The organism is Streptomyces sp. NPDC059255, from assembly GCF_042752355.1.
In the GTDB taxonomy this organism is placed as follows: Bacteria; Actinomycetota; Actinomycetes; order Streptomycetales; family Streptomycetaceae; genus Streptomyces.
This window is the reverse complement of record NZ_JBHYZP010000007.1, coordinates 193,397-214,507: the sequence shown is the minus strand read 5'-3', so window position 1 is coordinate 214,507 and position 21,111 is coordinate 193,397. Positions and strand designations below refer to the sequence as shown.

General features: G+C 74.0%; 18 protein-coding genes and 1 riboswitch. Of the genes, 10 read left to right on the top strand and 8 right to left on the bottom strand.

The annotated features are described in order from the left end of the window. Positions 1–92 precede the first annotated feature (92 nt). Positions 93–314, bottom strand: coding sequence for a helix-turn-helix domain-containing protein (locus tag ACFXKG_RS12620; protein ID WP_006123601.1), 222 nt, complete (start codon positions 312–314; stop codon positions 93–95). 390 nt (positions 315–704) lie between these two features. Continuing rightward, on the bottom strand, positions 705–2,303 hold the full coding sequence (locus tag ACFXKG_RS12615; RefSeq protein WP_384836397.1) for an ABC-F family ATP-binding cassette domain-containing protein: 1,599 nt from the start codon (positions 2,301–2,303) through the stop codon (positions 705–707). 246 nt (positions 2,304–2,549) lie between these two features. On the opposite strand from ACFXKG_RS12615, the gene ACFXKG_RS12610 reads away from it, so the two are divergent. Then, a complete protein-coding gene (locus ACFXKG_RS12610) occupies positions 2,550–3,461 on the top strand; it encodes a neutral zinc metallopeptidase (RefSeq protein WP_384836394.1) in 912 nt (303 codons plus the stop codon). A gap of 90 nt (positions 3,462–3,551) precedes the next feature. On the opposite strand, the gene ACFXKG_RS12605 is transcribed toward ACFXKG_RS12610, so the two are convergent. The 3 genes from ACFXKG_RS12605 to ACFXKG_RS12595 form a co-directional block, all read right to left on the bottom strand. Continuing rightward, the gene (locus ACFXKG_RS12605; RefSeq protein WP_384836391.1) at positions 3,552–4,961 is read right to left on the bottom strand and encodes a hypothetical protein; all 1,410 of its coding nucleotides are present in this window, start codon (positions 4,959–4,961) and stop codon (positions 3,552–3,554) included. A gap of 376 nt (positions 4,962–5,337) precedes the next feature. After that, positions 5,338–6,465: an alpha/beta hydrolase gene (locus ACFXKG_RS12600; protein WP_384836388.1), complete on the bottom strand. Its 1,128-nt coding sequence runs from the start codon at positions 6,463–6,465 to the stop codon at positions 5,338–5,340. A gap of 114 nt (positions 6,466–6,579) precedes the next feature. Beyond that, a complete protein-coding gene (locus ACFXKG_RS12595) occupies positions 6,580–7,281 on the bottom strand; it encodes a class II aldolase/adducin family protein (RefSeq protein WP_384836549.1) in 702 nt (233 codons plus the stop codon). A 194-nt stretch (positions 7,282–7,475) separates the two neighbouring features. Between ACFXKG_RS12595 and ACFXKG_RS12590 the strand changes: the two genes are divergently transcribed. The 7 genes from ACFXKG_RS12590 (at position 7,476) to ACFXKG_RS12560 (ending at position 16,243) form a co-directional block, all read left to right on the top strand. Beyond that, positions 7,476–8,783: an anion permease gene (locus ACFXKG_RS12590; RefSeq protein ID WP_384836385.1), complete on the top strand. Its 1,308-nt coding sequence runs from the start codon at positions 7,476–7,478 to the stop codon at positions 8,781–8,783. A gap of 94 nt (positions 8,784–8,877) precedes the next feature. Beyond that, positions 8,878–9,141: a hypothetical protein gene (locus ACFXKG_RS12585; protein ID WP_384836382.1), complete on the top strand. Its 264-nt coding sequence runs from the start codon at positions 8,878–8,880 to the stop codon at positions 9,139–9,141. Between the two features lie 137 nt (positions 9,142–9,278). Then, a riboswitch (cobalamin riboswitch) is annotated at positions 9,279–9,399 on the top strand. Between the two features lie 36 nt (positions 9,400–9,435). Beyond that, entirely contained in the window at positions 9,436–10,449 is a 1,014-nt protein-coding gene (locus ACFXKG_RS12580) for a cobalamin biosynthesis protein (protein ID WP_384836379.1), read from the top strand. Then, a complete protein-coding gene (locus tag ACFXKG_RS12575; protein WP_384836376.1) occupies positions 10,446–12,002 on the top strand; it encodes a cobyric acid synthase in 1,557 nt (518 codons plus the stop codon). Before ACFXKG_RS12580 ends, ACFXKG_RS12575 begins: the two co-directional genes overlap by 4 nt. Before the next feature lie 100 nt (positions 12,003–12,102). Continuing rightward, complete coding sequence (locus ACFXKG_RS12570; protein ID WP_384836373.1) at positions 12,103–14,229, top strand: putative cobaltochelatase; 2,127 nt, start codon at positions 12,103–12,105, stop codon at positions 14,227–14,229. Next, positions 14,229–14,828 carry a cob(I)yrinic acid a,c-diamide adenosyltransferase gene (cobO, locus tag ACFXKG_RS12565; RefSeq protein ID WP_382889479.1) on the top strand — a complete coding sequence of 200 codons (600 nt, stop codon included), beginning with the start codon at positions 14,229–14,231 and terminating at the stop codon, positions 14,826–14,828. The genes ACFXKG_RS12570 and cobO overlap by 1 nt, the downstream gene beginning before the upstream one ends. Next, positions 14,822–16,243, top strand: coding sequence for a cobyrinate a,c-diamide synthase (locus ACFXKG_RS12560; protein WP_384836368.1), 1,422 nt, complete (start codon positions 14,822–14,824; stop codon positions 16,241–16,243). Before cobO ends, ACFXKG_RS12560 begins: the two co-directional genes overlap by 7 nt. Positions 16,244–16,302: 59 nt before the next feature. Here the strand turns inward: ACFXKG_RS12560 and ACFXKG_RS12555 are convergent, their stop codons facing one another. After that, positions 16,303–17,127, bottom strand: a complete 825-nt coding sequence (locus tag ACFXKG_RS12555) for a ZIP family metal transporter (protein WP_384836365.1) — start codon at positions 17,125–17,127, stop codon at positions 16,303–16,305. A 69-nt stretch (positions 17,128–17,196) separates the two neighbouring features. On the opposite strand from ACFXKG_RS12555, the gene ACFXKG_RS12550 reads away from it, so the two are divergent. After that, positions 17,197–17,592 (top strand): cobalamin biosynthesis protein, encoded by a 396-nt coding sequence (locus ACFXKG_RS12550; RefSeq protein WP_384836363.1) that lies wholly within the window; start codon positions 17,197–17,199, stop codon positions 17,590–17,592. Positions 17,593–17,828: 236 nt separating this feature from the next. After that, the gene (cobC, locus tag ACFXKG_RS12545) at positions 17,829–18,890 is read left to right on the top strand and encodes an Rv2231c family pyridoxal phosphate-dependent protein CobC (RefSeq protein WP_384836360.1); all 1,062 of its coding nucleotides are present in this window, start codon (positions 17,829–17,831) and stop codon (positions 18,888–18,890) included. A gap of 52 nt (positions 18,891–18,942) precedes the next feature. Here the strand turns inward: cobC and ACFXKG_RS12540 are convergent, their stop codons facing one another. Together ACFXKG_RS12540 and ACFXKG_RS12535 are read right to left on the bottom strand one after the other, a co-directional pair. Next, on the bottom strand, positions 18,943–20,220 hold the full coding sequence (locus ACFXKG_RS12540) for an MDR family MFS transporter (RefSeq protein ID WP_384836357.1): 1,278 nt from the start codon (positions 20,218–20,220) through the stop codon (positions 18,943–18,945). A 309-nt stretch (positions 20,221–20,529) separates the two neighbouring features. Then, a complete protein-coding gene (locus tag ACFXKG_RS12535) occupies positions 20,530–21,105 on the bottom strand; it encodes a TetR/AcrR family transcriptional regulator (RefSeq protein WP_384836354.1) in 576 nt (191 codons plus the stop codon). Between the last annotated feature and the right edge of the window lie 6 nt (positions 21,106–21,111).

Sequence of the window (21,111 nt, the reverse complement as noted above, 5' to 3'; positions counted from 1 at the left end):
AGTGACTGCACAGTAACCACCCGGCCGATCGTCCGATCGACCCGGGTGGCCACCCTCCGAACCGGTGGCCCAGCAGGAGCCGCGTTCGGCCGTCAGGCCGACGCGGCCTTCTTGCCTCGCGTAGCCCCACCGCGTCCCCGCAGTGTGACTCCGGACTCGCTGAGCATCCGGTGGACGAATCCATAGGAACGGCCGGTTTCCTCGGCCAGTGCCCGGATACTCGCACCACTGTCGTACTTCTTCTTCAGGTCTGCCGCGAGCTTGTCGCGCGCGGCGCCGGTCACCCGGCTGCCCTTCTTCAGAGTCTCGGCCACCCGTGCCTCCTCATGGGAAGTGCGCTCTGGACTTCTCATGATCACCCCTCACGGGCGTCCTGGCCACCCATTCAGCAAGGTCCGTACGACAAGCTTCGGCGTACTTCAACCTTCGAGCACGAACGGAATGTCGGATTCCAGAGCCGCCCGGATCCGGCCCTGACCAGCATGGGACGAGAAGTGCCAGGTCAGGGCCGTGCGGCCGGAGAGGGTGCGGATGATGTACGCGGGGGTGGGTTCCGTCGCGTACCACGCCGAGGGTACGAGACACAGTCACTCAGATGATGGATCACTGCTGAGCCGAATGAGCCGAGTGATCCAGAGGAAGTGGATCACACCGGACGATCACCCTGTCGGCGCGTCCTCGGGCGGGGCCCGGGCACGGCGCGGTCAGGCGAGCGCGACCAGGTCGGCGTAGTCCGCGCCCCACAGGTCCTCGACGCCGTCCGGCAGCAGAATGATCCGCTCCGGCTCCAGGGCGTGTACGGCGCCCTCGTCGTGGGTGACGAGGATGACCGCGCCCTTGTACGTACGCAGCGCCCCGAGGATTTCCTCACGGCTGGCCGGGTCGAGGTTGTTCGTCGGCTCGTCCAGCAGCAGCACGTTGGCGGAGGAGACGACCAGGGTGGCGAGGGCCAGCCGGGTCTTCTCCCCGCCGGAGAGCACCCCGGCGGGCTTGTCGACGTCGTCGCCGGAGAAGAGGAAGGACCCGAGCGTCTTGCGGACGTCGACCAGGTCGAGGTCGGGGGCCGAGGAGCGCATGTTCTCCAGGACGGAGCGCTCCGGGTCGAGGGTCTCGTGCTCCTGGGCGTAGTAGCCCAGCTTGAGGCCGTGGCCGGGGGTCACCTGGCCGGTGTCCGGCTTCTCGACCCCCGCCAGCAGCCGCAGCAGGGTGGTCTTGCCGGCGCCGTTGAGGCCGAGGATGACGACGCGGGAGCCCTTGTCGATGGCGAGATCCACGTCCGTGAAGATCTCCAGCGACCCGTACGACTTGGACAGGCCCTCGGCGGTGAGCGGGGTCTTGCCGCAGGGGGCGGGCTCCGGGAAGCGCAGCTTGGCGACCTTGTCGGCCTGGCGCACCTGCTCCAGGCCGGAGAGCAGCCGCTCGGCGCGGCGGGCCATGTTCTGCGCGGCGACGGTCTTGGTGGCCTTGGCGCGCATCTTGTCGGCCTGCGAGTTGAGCGTCGCGGCCTTCTTCTCGGCGTTGGCACGCTCGCGCTTGCGGCGCCGCTCGTCCGCCTCGCGCTGCTGCTGGTAGAGCTTCCAGCCCATGTTGTAGACGTCGATGTGCGCGCGGTTGGCGTCCAGGTAGAAGACCTTGTTGACGACCGTCTCGACCAGTTCGACGTCGTGGGAGATCACGATGAAGCCGCCGCGGTACGTCTTGAGGTAGTCGCGCAGCCAGACGATGGAATCCGCGTCGAGGTGGTTGGTGGGCTCGTCGAGGAGGAGGGTGTCGGCGTCCGAGAAGAGGATGCGGGCCAGCTCGACGCGGCGGCGCTGACCGCCGGAGAGGGTGTGGAGGGGCTGGCCGAGCACCCGGTCGGGCAGGCCGAGCGCGGCGGCGATGGTGGCGGCCTCGGCCTCGGCGGCGTAACCGCCCTTGGTGAGGAACTCGGTCTCCAGGCGCTCGTACCGCTTCATCGCCTTCTCGCGGGTGGCGCCCGTTCCGTTCGCCATCCGGTCCTCGTTCTCGCGCATCTTCTTCAGTACGGAGTCGAGGTCGCGGGCGGAGAGGATGCGGTCGCGGGCGAGCACGTCGAGGTCGCCGGTGCGCGGGTCCTGCGGGAGATAGCCGACCTCACCGGAGCGGGTGATGGTGCCTGCGGCGGGGATGCCCTCACCCGCGAGGCACTTGGTGAGGGTGGTCTTGCCGGCCCCGTTGCGCCCGACGAGACCGATGCGGTCCCCCTTGGCGATGCGGAACGAGGCGGACTCGATGAGGACGCGGGCGCCGGCGCGCAGCTCTACGCCGGTTGCGGTGATCACGGAAAGACTCCAGGGCGGTATGGACGGCGGAAGAGGGCAGGCGGAGGGATTCTTCGACGCCGGCTAATGCACAAGGAGAAATGCCATACGGGTCAGTCTAGCGGGGCGGCGCAACTGCTTTGTCTGGGCGGGCCCCGGGTCTGTCCGGGCGGGCCCCGGGCGCCGGGCCCCCTGTCCCGGGGCCGGGCGTCGGTATCCTCCGTCCCGCGCCGGACCTCGCCGGCGCGGGACGGAGAGTGGTGGGGCATGCAGTTCGACGACGACGCGCGGCTGGACACGTCGGAGGTCCAGGACGAGCGCGGCAGCCGGATCCCCGGGGGCGGACTCGCCGTGGGCGGCGGGGCGGCCGGGATCGTCGTCCTGCTGATCGCCCTCTTCCTCGGGGTCGGCCCCGAGCAGCTCGGCCTGTCGTCGGACGGCTCGGCCGGCTCGGGCGGCTCCCCGGCCCCCGGCGCGGCTGCCTCCTCCGCGGCGCAGGTGGACGCGGAGTGCCGGACGGGGCGGGACGCCAACACGCGGGAGGACTGCCGGATCGTCGCGGTGGTCAACAGCGTGCAGGACTTCTGGGAGGCGGAGTACGAGCGCGGCGGTGAGCGCTACACCAAGGCGCGCACGCGGCTGTTCACGGGGCGTACGGACACGGCGTGCGGGTCCGCGACCTCCGCGGTCGGCCCGTTCTACTGCCCGGCCGATCAGCAGGCGTACATGGATCTCGGATTCTTCGAGGAGCTGCGGACGAAGTTCGGCGCGAGCGGCGGGCCGTTCGCGCAGGCGTACGTGGTGGCGCACGAGTACGGCCACCACGTGCAGCACCTGAAGGGCACGCTGGCCAGGTCCCAGGACGGCCGGCAGGGCCCGGACAGCAACGCGGTGAAGGTGGAGCTCCAGGCGGACTGCTACGCGGGGGTGTGGGCGCACCACGCGACGACCACGCCCGCCGGGTCCTCCGGGCGTCCGCTGCTCGCGAAGCTGACGGACGAGGACATCACGGACGGGCTCGACGCGGCGGCGGCCGTCGGCGACGACCGGATCCAGGAGAGGTTCCAGGGCCGGGTCACCCCGGAGTCCTGGACGCACGGCTCGGCGGCGCAGCGGCAGGAGTGGTTCCGTACGGGGTACTCGGCGGGGGACGTGGCGCGCTGCGACACGTTCCGCTGAGGCCGTCGAGGCCGCTGAGGCCCGGTCCCGGCACCCCTGGGTCTCCGGCCGTCCGGCGCCCCTGGGTCTCCGCAGGGGCGCCGGGGCCGGTCAGGAGCCTCCGGTGTGCACCTGGAAGGCGGCTCTGCGGACGGCCTTGGCCAGCGCCGGGTCGGGGTGCGCGGCGGCGAGGGCGACCAGGACCTGGACGGTACGGGGATGGCCCAGGGCCCGGACCTCGGCGAGCAGGGTCGGCACATTGCCCTGGACGGCGGATTCGAGGTGCCGCACCAGCAGATCGCTCTCGCCGTGGTCGGCGACGGCCGCCGCCGTGTCGACCCACAGCCAGGTCGACTCCTCGCGGGTCAGCACCTCGGCGGCGTCCTCGGGGTCGGCTCCCTCGTACTCCGCCAGCCAGAGCAGCGCGTAGGGCCGCAGCGACGTGTCGGTGGCGGCGGCCCGTACATCGGCCTCCGCGGGTGCGCCGACCACGCGGAGCGCCTCGAAGGCGAGCCCGCGCAGCAGGGCGTCCTCGCCCCGCGCGACGGTGAGGAGTTCGGTGACGGCGCTGCCGACGGTACGGGCGGCGAGCCAGGCCCGGTACTCGGCGCGGGCCGGGCCCGGGGTGAGCCGGGCGCAGCCGCGCAGCATGTGCTCCGCGGACTGCTCGATGTTGCCCGCGGGGCTCTGGGCGGCGACGCAGATCTGTTCGAGCTTGACCCAGACCGCCCAGCTGCCGAGCGGGGTGAGGGTGGCCTGGCCCTCGCCCCGGGTGAGGGCGCCCACGGCGGCCAGGCCGTCCAGGGCCCAGTCCAGGAGCGGGGGCAGCAGGGCCTCGTCGACCGGATCGGCGGGCCCCGGCTCGGTGGAGGTGGGCGCCGGGGCGGGCTGCGGGCCGTAGGGGACCTCGCAGCGTTCCTCGTGCAGCTCCGCGACCCGCTGCTGGAGCAGGTCGAGCAGGGTCGGTTCGAGCACGGGCCCGGCCGAGAGCTGGAGGAGGGAGAGCACCTGGGGGACGGCCTCGATGACCTCGGCGACCGTCGCCGGGGCGATGTCGGCGGGGCCGGGGTGGACCAGCGACCAGGCGTCGAAGAGGGCGACCCAGCCGCGCTGGACGGCGCTGTCGTCGCGGTCCCACGCCTGGAGGCGCCAGCCGGGGCGCACGGTGCCGTCGTGCAGCTCGACGAGGCCGGCCAGCCGGGCCCTGTCCCAGGCCGCGCTCACCTGGTCCGGGGTCAACTCCAGGGCAGCCGCGGCCCGTTCGCGCGCCCCCGCGGTGAGCGGGCCCGCGCCGGGGTCCCGGTCGACGGCGGCCCAGCGGGCCAGCCGGACCGCGTCGGCGAGCACGGCCCTCGCCTGCCGGGCCAGCTCCGCCTGGGGCGGAGTGCCCTGGGGCGGCCGCGGGGCCGGCCGGCCGCGCCCCTCGGTCACAGCCCGTCGGGCCGTGGTCAACGGCCGCGCGGGGACGAGTCGGAGTCTGGAGTTGCGCGCCAATTGCTCATCAGGCTTTCGGGACGTCACGGGGGCAGTCTTCCCGGTGACTGCCCGAAAGCCCAAACGGAACCCCTTTCAGCGGTACCGGAACGACGGAAGTGGCCCCTCGTGCGGAGGCGTCCGCTCGGTACGCGGAGGGTCGCGCGGGCCTGTTCGGGGAGGTGGGGGAAGGGGACGGCGCATGGCGGACCGGCGGGGCGGCTCGGTCCGCGCGGGGGCGCGAAGGCGGCGCAAGGAGTCCAAGCGGAGGCGCCGGAGGCGAGCCCTGCGGCGGGCCTGGCGGCAGGCCCGGCGGAGAGCCCGGCGGCGGGGCGTCCGGCCCGTGGCGGGCGTGGGGCTCCGTGACCGGGGTCGTGGCGCCGTACGAGCGGGGTCATGGCGCCGCAGGAGCGGGGCCCTGGCGCTACATGAGCGGGGTGAGGAAGCGGCGGAGCGTCTCCTCGTACCCGTCGGGATCCGCGTTCCACATCGCCGCGTGCGGGGCGTGCGGGACGGTGTGGAGGCTGACCAGATCCGACCGGTGGGCGGCGAGTTCGCGCGAGGGGTTCCAGGGGGCGATCGTGTCGTCGGGGCCGTGGAAGATCAGCGTCGGTACGTGCAGATTGCGCGGGTCCGCCGCTTCCAGCAGCCGGTCGCCGTGCAGCCCCGTCCGCCCCTGGGCGGCCCGCACCGCGAGCGGCAGCAGGGGCGCGGGGATCCGGCGGGCGGAGGCCAGCGCCCGCAGGGTGGCCTCCCAGTCCAGCACCGGTGAGTCGAGCACGAGTCCGGAGATCCGCTCGCTGAGCGCGGAGTTCGCGGCGGCGTGCAGGGCCATCGAGGCGCCGGTGGACCAGCCGTGCACGACCACGCGCTCGGCGCCGAAGCGGACGGCGTAGCGGATCGCCGCGTCGAGGTCGCGCCATTCGGAGTCGCCGAGGTGGCCGAGGCCGTCCGGCGAGCGGGGTGCGCCGGGATCGCCCCGGTAGGCGATGTCGAGGACGGGCAGCCGCTGGGCCGCGAGGAACTCCATGACGTTCAGCGGATGTTCCCGGGTGGTGCCGAGACCGTGCACCGTGATCACCCAGGTGTCGCGCGGCCCCGGTACGAACCACGCGGGCAGGGAGCCGAGTTCGCCCGGGATCCACACGTTCTTGTGGGTGAGGCCGAGGGCGGTGCCGGGGTCCCCCTCGTACAGCCTGGGGGTGAACCGTACGCGGCTCCCGGGCACGAGGGTGCCGCGGCCGACCCGCTCCAGCCGGCGCACCACGGTGTCGGCCGGGTGCGGGACGCCGTCCAGGACCGGTCCGACGACGGCGTGCGCGCCCGTCCCCTCGATCCCGTACGTTCCGGGGCGCAGCGAGGCGAGCGAACGGGTCAGGGTGACCTGGCCGGCGGCCACGGCGTGCACGGTGATCTTCGGGTCGCTGGGCAGGGGTCGCCCCGGCGGTGCCTTCAGCGCGGCATCGCTGGCGTACCGGCCGGCCGCGACCGCAGCCGCGCCGACCCCGAGCACTGTGGTGACGGCCGCTGCCGTCGCTGTAGCCGGGCGCACGCTCCCAGTGTCACCACCCGTGCGCGCCCCGGCCAGCGGGCGGGGGCCGTCGGAGGCGGGGCGGGGCGGAGGCGGCGCCGTGGCCCGGGCCGGGGCCCAGGACCAGGGGCAGGATCAGGTCCGCCGGCCGTAGCCCTTGAGCTTCTCCGCCACCTCCCGCACCTGTTCCTCCGACAGCAGCGAGGGCCGGTGTCCCGGCACCGCACCGGCCGTGAGCCAGAGGCGGCACATCCATTCGAGCTGGGCGGTGCGGTCGTACGCCTGGGCGAGGGTGTCGCCGTACGCCACCGTGCCGTGGTTCTGGAGCAGGCAGGCCGTACGGTCCACCAGCGCCTCCCGCATACCGCGGGCCAGCGCCTCCGAGCCGTACAGCGCGTACGGGGCGACCCGGACGGCGCCGCCGAGGGCCGCCGCCATGTAGTGGATCAAGGGGAGTTCGGTGACGAGCGTGGAGACGGCGGTGGCGTGCACGGCGTGGGTGTGCACGACGGCCGACGCCGATGTGTCGCGGTAAACGGAGAGATGCAGTGGAAGTTCGCTCGTTGGGGTGAGAGCGCCGAGAACCTGCCGTCCGGCGAGGTCCACGGCGACCGCGTCGCCCGGCGCGAGCCGGTCGTACGGCACTCCACTGGGGGTGACCAGGACAAGCTCGCCGACGCGCACGGAGACGTTGCCCGAGGTGCCGACGACCAGGCCCTCCGCGGCCGTTCTCCGGGCGGTGTCGACGAGCTCCGCCCAGGCCCGTTCCAGAGCCCCCTGACCGGCCCCCCGACCGGCCTCCGTCCCGCCTTCCGCCACGCCCCGCGCGTCCGCCATCTCGCCTCGCTCGTCCGCCAGTTCGCCGTGTTCGCCGGTCCCGTCATCCGTCATACGGCGATCCTGCCAGGCGCCGCCGTCAACCTCACGAGCCGAGTCACCGCGAAGACCCACCTAGTTCATCTTCCGTTCACCCTGACTCCCTACGTTCACCGAGGCCACCGACGTCGAACGATTGCCTGGGTCCTGGGTCAATGGAACACATCACACTGCTGCTCGCGATCGTGATCGTGACAGCGCTCGTGTTCGATTTCACGAACGGTTTCCACGACACCGCCAACGCGATGGCGACGACCATCTCGACCGGCGCTCTGAAGCCCAAGGTCGCGGTGGGCATGTCCGCGGTCCTGAATCTCGTCGGCGCGTTCCTGTCCGTGGAGGTCGCCAAGACGATCTCCGGCGGGCTCATCAACGAACAGGGCATCAGAACAGAAGTGATCTTCGCGGCGCTCGTCGGCGCCATCCTGTGGAATCTCTTCACCTGGCTGCTCGGACTCCCGTCCAGCTCCTCCCACGCACTCTTCGGCGGCCTGATCGGCGCGACCCTGATGTCCGTCGGCACCTCCGGCGTCAACGGCGGGGTCGTCATCACCAAGGTCCTGATCCCCGCGCTCGCCGCCCCCGTCGTCGCCGGGCTCGCCGCCCTCCTCGCGACGCGGCTGACGTACCGGATCGGCCAGGCCGTCAACGACGGCGACGACCGGGTCACCGCCAAGGGTTACCGGGCCGGGCAGATCGCCTCCGCCGGGCTCGTCTCCCTCGCCCACGGCACCAACGACGCGCAGAAGACCATGGGCGTCATCACGCTCGCGCTGGTCACCGGCGGCGTTCTCGCCCCCGGCTCCAACCCGCCCCTGTGGGTCATCGTCTCCGCGGGGATCGCGATCGCGCTCGGCACGTACCTGGGCGGCTGGCGCATCATCCGCACCATGGGCACCGGCCTCACCGACCTCCAGCCGCAGCAGGGCTTCGCCGCCCAGACCAGCGCCGCGACGGTCATCCTGGCCTCCTCGCACCTGGGCTTCTCGCTCTCCACCACGCAGTCCTGCTCCGGCGCCGTGATGGGCGCGGGGCTCGGCCGCAAGGGCGGGGTGGTGCGCTGGTCCACCGCCACGCGGATGTTCGTCGCCTGGGGGCTGACGCTCCCGGCCGCGGGTCTGGTCGCCGCCGGCGCCGAATTCCTGACCGGCCAGGGCACCTGGGGCATCGCCGTCGTCGCGGTCCTGCTGATCGCGGGCTCCGCCGGGATCTGGCTCGCCTCGCGCCGTAAGCCCGTCGATCACACCAACGTCAACGCCGGGGCGGCCACCGGCGAAGCCGCCACCGGCGTCGCCACCGACGGCGGCTCGGGCCGGGCCGGTGAGCCGGCCGGTGTGGTGACCGCCGCCGTCGCGGCCGTCACCCCGCCTCCCCCGGCGGGCGCCGGGGGCCAGGACCTCTCGGCCACCATCCCCGCCCCCGCGGACCAGAACGGCGAGCCCGCCCGCCGCGCCACGGTGTAATCCGCGCCGCCTCTTAGCTCCGCTTCTCCGCGCTGCCTCTTAGCGCCACATCTCCGCCCCGCGTCATCCGCGCCACCTCTCAGGAAGCGACCTCATGGACATCGACTGGGCAGCACTCGGCTCCGTCTTCGGCGTCAGCCTCGTGGCGACCGTCGCCCTCGTGGGCCTCTTCAGCCTGGGCGTCGTGGGCCTCGCCAAGCGGGGATCCGCGCCCGCGCAGGGCCAGGCCGGGACCTCGGCCGCCGCCTCCACCCCCGCCGCCGGACCGGCGCCCCTCACCGCCCGCGCCGGCGCCTACCTGTGCTTCGCGCTCTGCGCCGGAGCCGTCGCCTACGGGATCAGCCTCATCGTGGCCTGACCGTCACGCACGCCACACACGCCACGCACGTCCCCGCGGGAGCCCCGCATCGGCCGACCGGTCCGATGTGGGGCTCCGCACACTGTCCCGTCGCAGGTCAAGGATGAGTTGACGGGTCCTGCGCGGCGTGGTGGACTTCCGGGGCCATTGACGACGGCAGCAGAGGAAGCCGGTGCGAATCCGGCGCGGTCCCGCCACTGTCACTGTGAGCCTCGCCTCCAGGAGCCAGGAACTCTCGCCGTCGCATCACGTACGTCGAACCGGGGCGCGGACCCTGAGTGAGGACACTTCGCCATGCCTGGCTGCGGTTCTGCCGCCGCGCGCGGCGGCGGCCGGGCCGCCCCTGCCGCCGCGCGGGTCTTCGCGTACGGCGCCACCCTCGGACTCCTGGCCGACCGGCTGTTCGGCGATCCGCGCCGGGGACATCCGGTGGCCGCCTTCGGCCGGGCCGCGGGGGCTGTCGAGCGCGCGCTGTGGCGCGACCACCGCGGCCGGGGCGCGCTGCACACCACGCTCTGCGCCGGAGCCGCTGCCGGAGCCGCGGCACTGGCCGCGGCGACCGTACGCGAACGGCCCGCCGCCGCCGTGACGCTGACCGCCGCCGCCACCTGGGCCGTGGTGGGGGGCACCTCGCTGGGCCGGGAGGCACGGGCCGTCGGTGCGGCGCTCGCCGCCGGGGACCTCGAAGGGGCCCGCGGGCGGCTGCCGCACCTGTGCGGGCGTGACCCGTACTCCCTGGACGAGGGCCAGATCGCGCGCGCCGTCGTGGAGTCCGTCGCCGAGAACACCTCCGACGCCGTCGTCGGCGCGCTGGTGTGGGGCGCGCTCGCCGGGACGCCGGGGCTCGTGGGGTTCCGCGCCGTGAACACCCTGGACGCGATGGTGGGTCACAAGAGCGCCCGTTACCGCCGGTTCGGCTGGGCCTCGGCCCGCCTCGACGACGTCGTGGGGTGGCCAGGAGCCCGGCTGACCGCCGCGCTGGCCGTCGCCGCGGGCCCGGACCGGCGCGGCGCGCTGCGGGCCCTGCGGCAGGACGCGCACCGCCATCCGAGCCCCAACGCGGGCCCGGTGGAGGCGTCGTTCGCCGGGGCGCTGGGCGTACGGCTCGGCGGGACCCTGGCGTACGGCGGGCGGGTGGAGCACCGGCCTGTCCTGAACGGTACGGGGCGCCCGGTCGGGGTCCCGGACATCGAGCGCGCCGTACGGCTGGCCGGCCGGGTCAACGTGCTCGCGCTCGCGGCCTGTGTCACCGGCCGGGTCGTATACGGCGCGGTGCGCGCGGCAGCGCGCGGTGGGAGGCGTACATGAGCGGGAACGGTGGGGGCGCGGGGCTCGGCGGAGGGCTGCTGATCGCCGGGACGACCTCCGACGCGGGCAAGAGCGTCGTCACGGCGGGGATCTGCCGCTGGCTGGTGCGCCAAGGCGTGAAGGTCGCGCCGTTCAAGGGCCAGAACATGTCGCTGAACTCGTTCGTGACCCGCGAGGGGGCGGAGATCGGGCGCGCCCAGGCGATGCAGGCGCAGGCCGCGCGGGTGGAGCCGACCGCGCTGATGAACCCCGTCCTGCTGAAGCCGGGCGGCGACCGCAGCAGCCAGGTGGTGCTGATGGGGAAGCCGGTCGGGGAGCTCAGTGCCCGCGGCTACCACGGAGGCCGGCAGGAGGCGCTGCTCGGGCCCGTACTGGAGTGCCTGGCGGAGCTGCGGTCCACGTACGACGCCGTGATCTGCGAGGGCGCCGGCAGCCCGGCGGAGATCAATCTGCGCCGTACGGACATCGTGAACATGGGCATCGCGCGGGCCGCCCGGCTGCCGGTGGTCGTGGTCGGGGACATCGACCGGGGCGGGGTGTTCGCCTCCTTCTTCGGGACGACCGCGCTGCTGAGCCCCGAGGACCAGGCGCTGGTCGCGGGGTATCTCGTCAACAAGTTCCGGGGCGACGTGTCGCTGCTGGAGCCGGGGCTCGACATGCTCCGCGGGCTGACCGGGCGGGCGACGCTCGGGGTGCTGCCCTTCCGGCACGGCCTGGGGATCGACGAGGAGGACGGGCTGCGGGTCTCGCTGCGCGGTGGCGCCCGCGAGTCGGTGGTGGCTCCCCCGTACGGCGAGGACGTGCTGCGGATCGCGGTCTGCGCCGTACCCCTCATGTCGAACTTCACCGATGTGGACGCGCTGGCGGCGGAGCCCGGGGTCGTGGTGCGGTTCGTGGACCGTCCCGAGGAACTGTCCGATGCCGACCTGGTGATCGTGCCGGGCACGCGCGGCACGGTGCGGGCGCTGGCCTGGCTGCGGGAGCGCGGGCTCGCCGACGCGCTGGTCCTGCGGGCCGCCGAGGGCCGTCCCGTGCTGGGGATCTGCGGCGGCTACCAGATCCTCGGCGAGCGGATCGACGACGAGGTGGAGTCCCGGGCGGGGTCGGTGGCCGGGCTCGGACTGCTGCCCGTACGGGTCAGGTTCGACCGGGAGAAGACCCTCGCGCGGCCGGTCGGGGTGGCCCTCGGCGAGCGCGTCGAGGGGTACGAGATCCATCACGGCGTGGCGGACGTGCGCGGCGGCGACGCCTTCGTCTCGGACCCGCAGGGGCGGGCGCTGGACGGCTGCCGGGCCGGGGCCGTCCAGGGCACGCACTGGCACGGGGCGCTGGAGAGCGACGCGTTCCGGCGGCGGTTCCTGACGGAGGTGGCGCGGGCGGCAGGCCGGCGGTTCGTGCCCGCGCCCGGCACGAGCTTCGGCGCGCTGCGCGAGGAACAGCTCGACCTGCTCGCGGACCTCGTCGAGGAGCACGCGGACACGGCGGCGCTGCTGCGGCTGATCGAGGAGGGCGCCCCGGCGGGGCTGCCGTTCATCCCGCCGGGGGCGCCGTGAGCGCCGAAGCCGGAAGCGCCGTGAGCGCCGCGCGCGGCCCCGGAGTCCGTCCGGTCATCGACGAGTCACCCGAACCCGAACCCGAAGGAGCGATCAGCCTATGAGCACCCCCTTTCCGTTCACCGCCGTGGTGGGCATGGACGATCTGCGGCTCGGCCTGCTGCTGAACGCGGTCAGTCCGGCGGTCGGCGGCGTCCTGGTACGGGGTGAGAAGGGCACCGCGAAGTCGACGGCCGTACGGGCGCTGGCCGCGCTGCTCCCCGAGGTGCCGGTGGTGACGGGGTGCCGATTCAGCTGCGACCCGGCCGCGCCGGACCCGCGGTGCCCGGACGGGCCGCACGGGGTGGACGGGCGGGTGCCCGGCGGGGCGCGCGCCGCGCGGATGGTCGAGCTGCCCGTGGGCGCCTCCGAGGACCGGCTCGTGGGGGCCCTGGACATCGAACGGGCCCTGTCCGAGGGCGTGAAGGCGTTCGAGCCGGGGCTGCTGGCGGACGCGCACCGCGGTGTGCTGTACGTGGACGAGGTCAACCTGCTCCACGACCACCTGGTGGATCTACTGCTGGACGCGGCGGCCATGGGCGCCTCGTACGTCGAGCGCGAGGGCGTCTCCGTACGGCACGCCGCGCGCTTCCTGCTGGTCGGGACGATGAACCCGGAGGAGGGCGAGCTGCGGCCGCAGTTGCTGGACCGCTTCGGGCTGACCGTCGAGGTCGCGGCGTCCCGCGAGCCCGATCTGCGGGTGGAGGTGGTCAGGCGGCGCCTGGCGTACGACGACGACCCGGCCGGGTTCGCGGCGCGCTGGGCCGGTGAGGAGAGCGCGCTGCGGGAACGGATCGTCGCGGCACGGGCCCTGCTGCCGGACGTACGCCTCGGGGACACGGCGCTGCGGCAGATCGCCGCGACCTGCGCCGCGTTCGAGGTGGACGGGATGCGCGCGGACATCGTGATGGCGCGGACGGCGACGGCGCTGGCCGCGTGGGCGGGGCGTACGGACGTCACCGCCGACGACGTCCGGCAGGCCGCGCTGCTGGCGCTACCGCACCGCAGGCGCCGCAACCCCTTCGACGCGCCGGGGCTCGACGAGGAGAAGCTCGACGAGACGCTGGAGGAGTTCAAGGGCGACGAGCGCGACGAGGACCCGGATCCGGACGGGCCGGACGGACCGGATGGCCCCGACGGACCGGACGGGCCCGGGGGCGGCGGCGGGCAGCCGCCGGAGCAGGGCCCCGAGACCCCCGGGGCCCCCGAGCCACCCGCGCAGGACGGACCGGCGCCGGACGACACCCCCGTACCGCGGCAGCCGGAGCCCCAGCCGGAGGGCGAGCCGCAGCGCCGGCACACCGGGGCCGGTGAGCAGTCCCCCGTACGGGCCGCCGAGCCGTTCCGTACGAAGGTGCTGAGCGTGCCGGGGCTGGGCGAGGGGGCGGCCGGGCGCCGCTCGCGGGCCCGTACCGAGCGCGGCAGGACGACCGGGTCGCGGCGGCCCCGGGGCGCGCTGACCAAGCTGCATCTCGCCGCGACCGTGCAGGCGGCGGCGCCGCACCAGCGGGCGCGCGGGCGCAGCGGTCCCGGCCTGGTGATGCGCAGGGACGATCTGCGGCAGGCGACCAAGGAGGGGCGCGAGGGCAATCTCGTGCTGTTCGTGGTCGACGCGTCCGGGTCGATGGCGGCCAGGCGGCGGATGAGCGCCGTGAAGGGCGCGGTGCTGTCGCTGCTGCTCGACGCGTACCAGCGGCGCGACAAGGTCGGTCTGATCACCTTCCGGGGGAAGGACGCGGAGCTGGCGCTGCCCCCGACATCCTCGGTGGACGCGGCGGCGGCCCGGCTGGAGTCCCTGCCGACGGGCGGGCGGACCCCGCTGGCGGCCGGGCTGCTGAAGGCGCACGACGTACTGCGGGTGGAGCGGATGCGGGACCCGGCGCGCCGTCCGCTGCTGCTGGTGGTGACGGACGGGCGGGCGACGGGCGGCCGGGACCCGGTGGCGCTTGCGGCGCGCGCGGCGCGGCTGCACGCGGCGGACGGGACGGCGTCGGTGGTCGTGGACTGCGAGACCGGTCCGGTACGGCTCGGGCTCGCCGCGTCCCTCGCCGGTGAGCTGGCGGGGACGGCGGTCACGCTGGACGAGCTGCGGGCCGACCGCATCGCCGGGCTGGTCAGGGACGTACAGCAGAGGAGTGACGGACACCGCGAGGGTTACGTCACCGCAGACCCCAGGAGGGCCGCGTAATGCCGCAGGGACAGCCGGAGAACGTACCGGACGACGGTCTCACCACCCGTCAGCGCCGCAACCGTCCGCTGGTGCTGGTCCACACGGGCACCGGCAAGGGCAAGTCGACGGCGGCGTTCGGGCTCGCGCTGCGCGCCTGGACGCAGGGGTGGCCGGTCGGCGTCTTCCAGTTCGTGAAGTCCGCGAAGTGGAAGGTCGGCGAGGAGCGGGCGCTCAAGGTGCTCGGGGCGAGCGGCGAGGGCGGCTCCGTCTCCTGGCACAAGATGGGCGAGGGCTGGTCCTGGGTGCAGCGGGACGCGCAGTACTCCAACGAGGAGGCGGCGCGGGAGGGCTGGGAGCAGGTCAAGCGCGATCTGGCGGCCGAGACGCACAAGCTGTACGTGCTGGACGAGTTCGCGTACCCGCTGCACTGGGGGTGGGTGGCGACCGACGAGGTGATCGAGGTGCTGCGGAACCGGCCCGGAACCCAGCATGTGGTGATCACCGGGCGCAACGCGCCGCCCGAGCTGATGGACTTCGCGGACCTGGTCACGGAGATGACGAAGGTCAAGCATCCGATGGACGCGGGACAGAAGGGCCAGAGGGGCATCGAGTGGTGAACGTCCCGCGTCTGGTCATCGCCGCGCCGTCCTCCGGAAACGGGAAGACGACGGTCGCGACGGGCCTGATGGCGGCGTTCTCGGAGCGCGGCCTCGCCGTCTCCCCGCACAAGGTCGGGCCGGACTACATCGACCCCGGCTACCACACGCTGGCGGTGTCGTCGGGGTCCTCGGCGTCCGCGGGGTCCGGCGGCGGCCGGACGCGTCCCGGCCGGAACCTCGACGCGTACATGTGCGGCCCCGGGCTGATCGGGCCGCTGTTCGCGTACGGCGCGGCGGGGTGCGACCTGGCGATCGTCGAGGGCGTGATGGGGCTGTACGACGGCGCCTCCGACCAGGGCGAACTGGCCTCCACCGCCCAGGTGTCGAAGCTGCTGCGGGCGCCGGTGGTGCTGGTCGTGGACGCCTCGTCGCAGTCGCGTTCGGTGGCGGCACTGGTGCACGGCTTCGCCTCCTGGGACCCGGAGGTGCGGATCGGCGGGGTGATCCTCAACAAGGTCGCCACCGACCGGCACGAGCGGCTGCTGCGGGACGCGCTGGACGGGGCCGGGGTGCCCGTCATGGGGGTGCTGCGCCGTACGGACCAGGTCGCCGCGCCCGCGCGCCACCTCGGTCTGGTGCCGGTGGCCGAGCGGCGCGCGGACGCGCTCGACGCGACGCGGGAGCTGGCCGGGCGGGTCCGGGCCGGATGCGACCTGGAGGCGCTGCTGGCGCTGGCGCGCAGCGCGCCCGAGCTGGCCGCGGAGGCGTGGGAGCCGGGCGTGGCGCCGGTGGTGGGCCCGGGGCGCGAGCGGCCGGTGATCGCGGTGGCCGGCGGGCCGGCGTTCACGTTCTCGTACGCGGAACACACCGAGCTGCTGACGGCGGCCGGCGCCGAGGTCGTCCCCTTCGACCCGCTGCGGGACGAGGCGCTGCCCGCGGCGACGCGCGGGGTGGTGATCGGCGGCGGCTTCCCCGAGGTGTACGCGCCGGAGCTGTCCGCCAACGAGCCGTTGCGCAAGGCGGTGGCGGAACTGGCGTACGCGGGCGCGCCGGTGGCCGCCGAGTGCGCCGGGCTGCTCTATCTGGCGCGCTCCCTGGACGGGAAGCCGATGTGCGGGGTGCTGCCCGCCGACGCGCGGATGTCGGGGCGGCTGACGCTGGGCTACCGGGAGGCGGTGGCGATCGGCGACAGCGCGCTGGCGGCTGCCGGGACCCGGGTACGGGGCCACGAGTTCCACCGTACGGTGCTGGAGCCGGGGGCCGGGGCGGAGCCCGCGTGGGGGGTGGTACATCCCGAGCGCCGGGTGGAGGGGTTCGTCAGCGGGGGCGTGCACGCGAGCTATCTGCACACGCACTGGGCGGCGGCGCCGGAGATGGCACGGCGGTTCGTGGCCCGGGCGGTAGGCGCGTCCGGGGGCGTGGAAGGGCGGTGACCGTCCGCGTCCCGAACACCTTCCCGAGCGCGCTCCCCCACACCCTTCTGCCCGAGGAGTCACCCGGCGATCCCCACCACCAGCCAGATGAAGCCCACGCCCAGGACGGTGCACAGGAGCGTGGAGCGGGCCGGGTGGTCGTGGTGCGCCTCGGGCAGGATCTCGGCGGCGGCGAGATAGAGCAGGACGCCGCCGAAGAACCCGAGGTAGCTGCCGAGCACCTCCTCCGGGAGCGTGAAGAGCAGCGTGGACGCGGCACCGACGACCGGCGCGAGCGCGTCCGCGACGAGCATGGTGATCGCCCGGCGGCGGTCGTTCCCGTACAGGCTGGTGATCGTGTACGTGTTGAAGCCGTCGGCGAAGTCATGGGCGATGACGGCGAGGGCGACGGCCGTGCCCATGCCGCCGCCGACCTGGAAGGCCGCGCCGAGGGCGATGCCGTCCATCAGGCTGTGTCCCACCATGGCCGCGGCGGCGGTCAGCCCCAGCTGGGGGACGCGCCCGTCCGCGCCGGAGGCGGGCCCGTGGTGGGGATGCGCGTGGCCGGAGGTGGGGGCGTGACCGGAGGTGGGGGCGTGACCGGGGGCGTGGGCGTGGCCGCCGTGCGGGGCGCCGCCGTGGGAGGCCTGCCGGACGGCGAGCAGCCGCTCGACCAGATGGGCGACGAGGAAGCCGCCGACGAAGAGCAGCAGCGCCCGCGGCACCCCCAGGAACTCCTCGCCGGCGGCGTGCAGCGCCTCGGGCAGCAGGTCGAGGCCGACCACCCCGAGCATCAGCCCACCGGCCAGTCCGAGGACGAGATGGCGCCGGTCGGTGACGCGCTGCGCCGTCCAGCCGCCGAACAGCGTCATGAGGAACGCGCCGAGCGCGACGAAGACCGCCATGCGCCCCTGCATAGCCGATCGGAGCGGTCCCCCGCACCTCAGGAACCGCGTGACGGACTGGTGGTGGGGGTGGGCGCGCGCGCCGGGGCCTGTGCCGCGGAGGTGCTCGGGCTGATCGAGGAGACGCTGCGGGAGGCGGGGCTTCCGCCGTCCCGCGTGGTCGAGTTGGCGACGCTCGACGCGAAGGCCGGGGCCGCGGGGATCGCCGGGGCGGCGGCGCGGCTCGGTGTACCCGTACGGGGGTATCCGGCCGAGCTGCTGGCCGGGATCGCCGTACCGCGTCCGTCGGCCGCGCCGCTGGCGGCCGTGGGCACCGGGTCCGTCGCGGAGGCCGCGGCGCTCGCGGGCGGCGGGCGTCTGCTCGTACCGAAACGGAAATCGAACCCCGCCGCCGGGCCCGCGCGGGCGACCTGCGCGGTGGCGTGCAGGGGCCAGTCGGAGTGGAACCGGCACGGAGGGAAATGATGTCGGTGTCGTCAGTGCCCGCCCCGGCGGCCCCGGGCGGCCCGCCCCGAGCCGCCCGGCCCTTCCCGGCCGTCCGGAACCATCCCGTCCATCGAGAGCAGAGTGAACAGTGAGCATGGCACTCCACCAGCGCGGACCGAGCCCCCGGTACCTACCGGGTTCCTGCCCCCGGCCGCCGTGGGCCCGGTCCGGCCGATCCGCCGCGATATCCGATGACCACCTCAGCGGCGGCCGCCATGTCTACGCGCGCTGACCGCTACGACCTGCGCCATCACGGCGACGCGGAGGTCCGGGACTGCGCGGAGGGCCTGGTCGACCTCGCCGTCAACGTCCGTACGGGCACGCCCCCGGTCTGGCTGCGCGAGCGGATCGCCGACTCGCTGACCGGGCTCGCGGCCTACCCCGACGGCCGCGCGGCGCGCGCGGCGGTCGCGGCGCGGCACGGGCTGCCGGTGGAGCGGGTGCTGCTGACTGCGGGGGCGGCGGAGGCGTTCGTCCTGCTCGCGCGGGCGCTGCCGGCCCGCGCGCCCGTGGTCGTGCATCCGCAGTTCACGGAGCCGGAGGCGGCGCTGCGGGACGCGGGACACGAGGTGCGCCGGGTGCTGCTGCGGGCGGGCGAGGGCTTCCGGCTCGATCCCGCGGAGGTGCCCGAGGAGGCCGATCTGGTGGTGATCGGCAACCCGACCAACCCGACGTCCGTGCTCCACCCGGCCGAGGCGATCGCGAAACTGGCCCGGCCGGGCCGGACGCTCGTGGTGGACGAGGCGTTCATGGACGCGGTACCGGGCGAGCCGGAGGCGCTGGCGGCGCGCACGGACCTACCGGGCCTGGTGGTGCTGCGCAGCCTGACCAAGACCTGGGGGCTGGCCGGACTGCGCATCGGGTACGTGCTGGCCGAGCCGGACACCGTGGCGGCGCTGGAGCGCGTCCAACCGCTGTGGCCGGTCTCGACACCCGCGCTGGCGGCGGCGCGGGCGTGCATGGAGCCCGCCGCGCTCGCGGAGGCGGAGCGGGCGGCGCGCGGGATGGCGGTGGAGCGCGCGCATCTGCTGGCGGGGCTGGCGGAGTTCGAGGAGGTACAGGTGGTGGCCGCCGCGGCGGGCCCGTTCGTCCTGATCGCGATGGACCGCGCGGACGCGGTACGGGCCCGGTTGCGCACCCTGGGCTTCGCGGCCCGACGCGGCGACACCTTCCCTGGCCTGGGCCCCCGCTGGCTCCGCCTGGCGGTCCGGGACCGCACCACGACGAACCGTTTCCTCCAGGCCCTCGACCAGGCGCTGACGGCGGTCGGAAGCTGAGCGGGCCCGTTCCGGCGCCCCTCGCCTCCTCCAGGGCACGGGGCCCGGGGCGTCAGGGTGGCGCAGAAAGCGTCCCTGGTCGGCGGCCTGGGTCGCCTTCGAGTTCGGGCTCTCTTCCGGGCTGTGATCCGGCCGGTGCGGTAGGGGGGATCACCTTGCCCAGTGGTTTGGCCAGTGCCCCGTAGCCCAGAGCGGCCGCCATGCCGATGACGGCGCATCCCGCCCACAGGGTGTCGGATCCGAACCGGTCGATGACGACACCGCCGAGCAACGGGCCCGCGAAGGTCCCTCCCGACAACGCCAGTGCGTAGATGCCCTGGTAGCGGCCTCGGGCATGGGCCGGCGAGAGTGCCGCTGCCATGGACATGCTGGTCGGGTTGTGCATGATCTCGCCGATGGTCCAGACGCAGACCGTCAGGATGTAGAAGGGCACGGAGTGAGCGAGGGCCGTGAGTCCGAAGCCGAAGCCCGAGAGCAGGGAGGCGATGATCAGGACGGTGGAAGGCCTGACGCCCCTGAGGGCTCTTGTGACGGGAATCTGGGCGAGGACGACCACCAGTCCGTTCATGCTGATGACGATGCCGTAGTCCGCGCTGGAGAAGCCCTCCTTCCCCATGCTGACCGGCAGTGAGGTGGTGTACTGCATGAGCACGAGGGAGACCAGGAAGGACAGGAGGACCACGCCCATGAAGCGGCCGTCGCGCAGTACCGCGCCCAGACCCGTCACGGGCCGCGCGGACACGTCGGCGGTGTCGGCGGCGGCCGGGCCGTCCTGGGGCCTGGTCTCGGGCACCTTGAGGAAGATGACGACCGCGCAGAGCAGGACGGACGCCGAGTTGCCGAGGAACAGCAGCAGGTATCCGTGCTCGGCGATCAGGCCGGCGGCGGCCGACGCCACGCCGAAACCGATGTTCACGGCCCAGTAGTTGAGCGAGAAGGCCCGGACGCGGTCTTTGTCCGGCACCAGGTCGGCGATGATCGCCTGGATGCATGGCCGCGCGGCATTGGCGGTCACCCCCAGGACGGTCACGACCACCGCGATCAACGCCGGGTCCCGGCTGAATCCGAGGACCGCCATGGCGGCGGCGGTGGTCAGCTGGGAGACCAGGAGCGTGGGGCGGCGGCCCACACGGTCCGCCAGTACCCCCGCCACGATGGAGGCGACGGCGCCGCCCCCTCCGTACAGCGCGGCCACCATGCCCGCGAAGCTGGCCGACAGGCCCCGTTCCGTCGTCAGGTAGAGCGCGAGGAACGTCGTCACGAAGCCGCCGAGCCGGTTGATCAGCGTGCTCGCCCACAACCACCAGAACTGGGACGGCAATCCGCCCATGGCTTCCTTGACGGCACGCGCCATGGGTGCCGGACGTGGCAGGCCTGACACGAGACCCCCTGGGGCATGAGAGCGGAAAGGCGGCGAGCGGACATTACCCACCTCGCGGTCCGACGCGACGCCGAAAGGCACGGCCGAACGACATTTGGCCGGAAGCGCGACATCGGTCTCAGCCGGCCACCGGGCAGCCTTCGGGCGAAGTGCGTGCACTCGCTCCACCGGGTCACCGATACCGAGGCACTGTCGCCGTGCCGGGCATTGGCCGCCGAAGAAGGGATCCCGCTCGGTGAGTCCGGCGGGGCGGCCGTCTCAGGTAACTCGTGGGGCGCCGAAGCGCAGACCGTCGAAGAGCAGGGTGGTGATCTGCCGGGCTTCGTCCTGCCAGCCTTCGGTGGCGCGCAGGTGACAGATGCCGCCCAGGGCGCGTAGCAGGGTGGGGCCGGTGACGCCGCCGCGGACGGTGCCGGCCGTGGTGCCCGCGTCGAGCAGTTCGGTGAGGGCGTTGGCCATCTGGGTGCGGGCGTTGTCGAAGACCGGTGAGTCCGTTGCCATGATGCTCTCCAGGGCGACGGCCATTCCTTTGCCCACGGCCGCGTGGTCCACCAGCATCAGCAGGAAGCGCCGCAGTGCCTCGTGCGGGGCGTGTTGGCCCAAAAGCTGTGCGGGAGCGGCGCACAGTTCGTCGACTTCCTTGCGATAGACCTCCTCGACGAGGGTTTCGCGTGTCTCGAAGTGGCGGTAGAGCGTTCCGACGGCCACCCCGGCCCTGCGGGCGATCTCCTCGACGTGGGCGTCGGCGTCGCCGCCGAGGAACGCATCCCGCGCCGAGGTGAGGAGCGCCTCGCGGTTGCGGCGCGCGTCGGCGCGCAGTGGACGTGATGGCATCAGCGG

Coding starts and splice junctions, on each gene's coding strand:
- ACFXKG_RS12610 (WP_384836394.1), top strand. CDS start 2,550: ATGCAGTTCGACGACGACGCGCGGCTGGACACGTCGGAGGTCCAGGAC.
- ACFXKG_RS12595 (WP_384836549.1), bottom strand. CDS start 7,281: ATGGCGGACGCGCGGGGCGTGGCGGAAGGCGGGACGGAGGCCGGTCGG.
- ACFXKG_RS12590 (WP_384836385.1), top strand. CDS start 7,476: ATGGAACACATCACACTGCTGCTCGCGATCGTGATCGTGACAGCGCTC.
- ACFXKG_RS12585 (WP_384836382.1), top strand. CDS start 8,878: ATGGACATCGACTGGGCAGCACTCGGCTCCGTCTTCGGCGTCAGCCTC.
- ACFXKG_RS12580 (WP_384836379.1), top strand. CDS start 9,436: ATGCCTGGCTGCGGTTCTGCCGCCGCGCGCGGCGGCGGCCGGGCCGCC.
- ACFXKG_RS12575 (WP_384836376.1), top strand. CDS start 10,446: ATGAGCGGGAACGGTGGGGGCGCGGGGCTCGGCGGAGGGCTGCTGATC.
- ACFXKG_RS12570 (WP_384836373.1), top strand. CDS start 12,103: ATGAGCACCCCCTTTCCGTTCACCGCCGTGGTGGGCATGGACGATCTG.
- cobO (WP_382889479.1), top strand. CDS start 14,229: ATGCCGCAGGGACAGCCGGAGAACGTACCGGACGACGGTCTCACCACC.
- ACFXKG_RS12555 (WP_384836365.1), bottom strand. CDS start 17,127: ATGGCGGTCTTCGTCGCGCTCGGCGCGTTCCTCATGACGCTGTTCGGC.
- cobC (WP_384836360.1), top strand. CDS start 17,829: ATGTCTACGCGCGCTGACCGCTACGACCTGCGCCATCACGGCGACGCG.
- ACFXKG_RS12540 (WP_384836357.1), bottom strand. CDS start 20,220: ATGGGCGGATTGCCGTCCCAGTTCTGGTGGTTGTGGGCGAGCACGCTG.
- ACFXKG_RS12535 (WP_384836354.1), bottom strand. CDS start 21,105: ATGCCATCACGTCCACTGCGCGCCGACGCGCGCCGCAACCGCGAGGCG.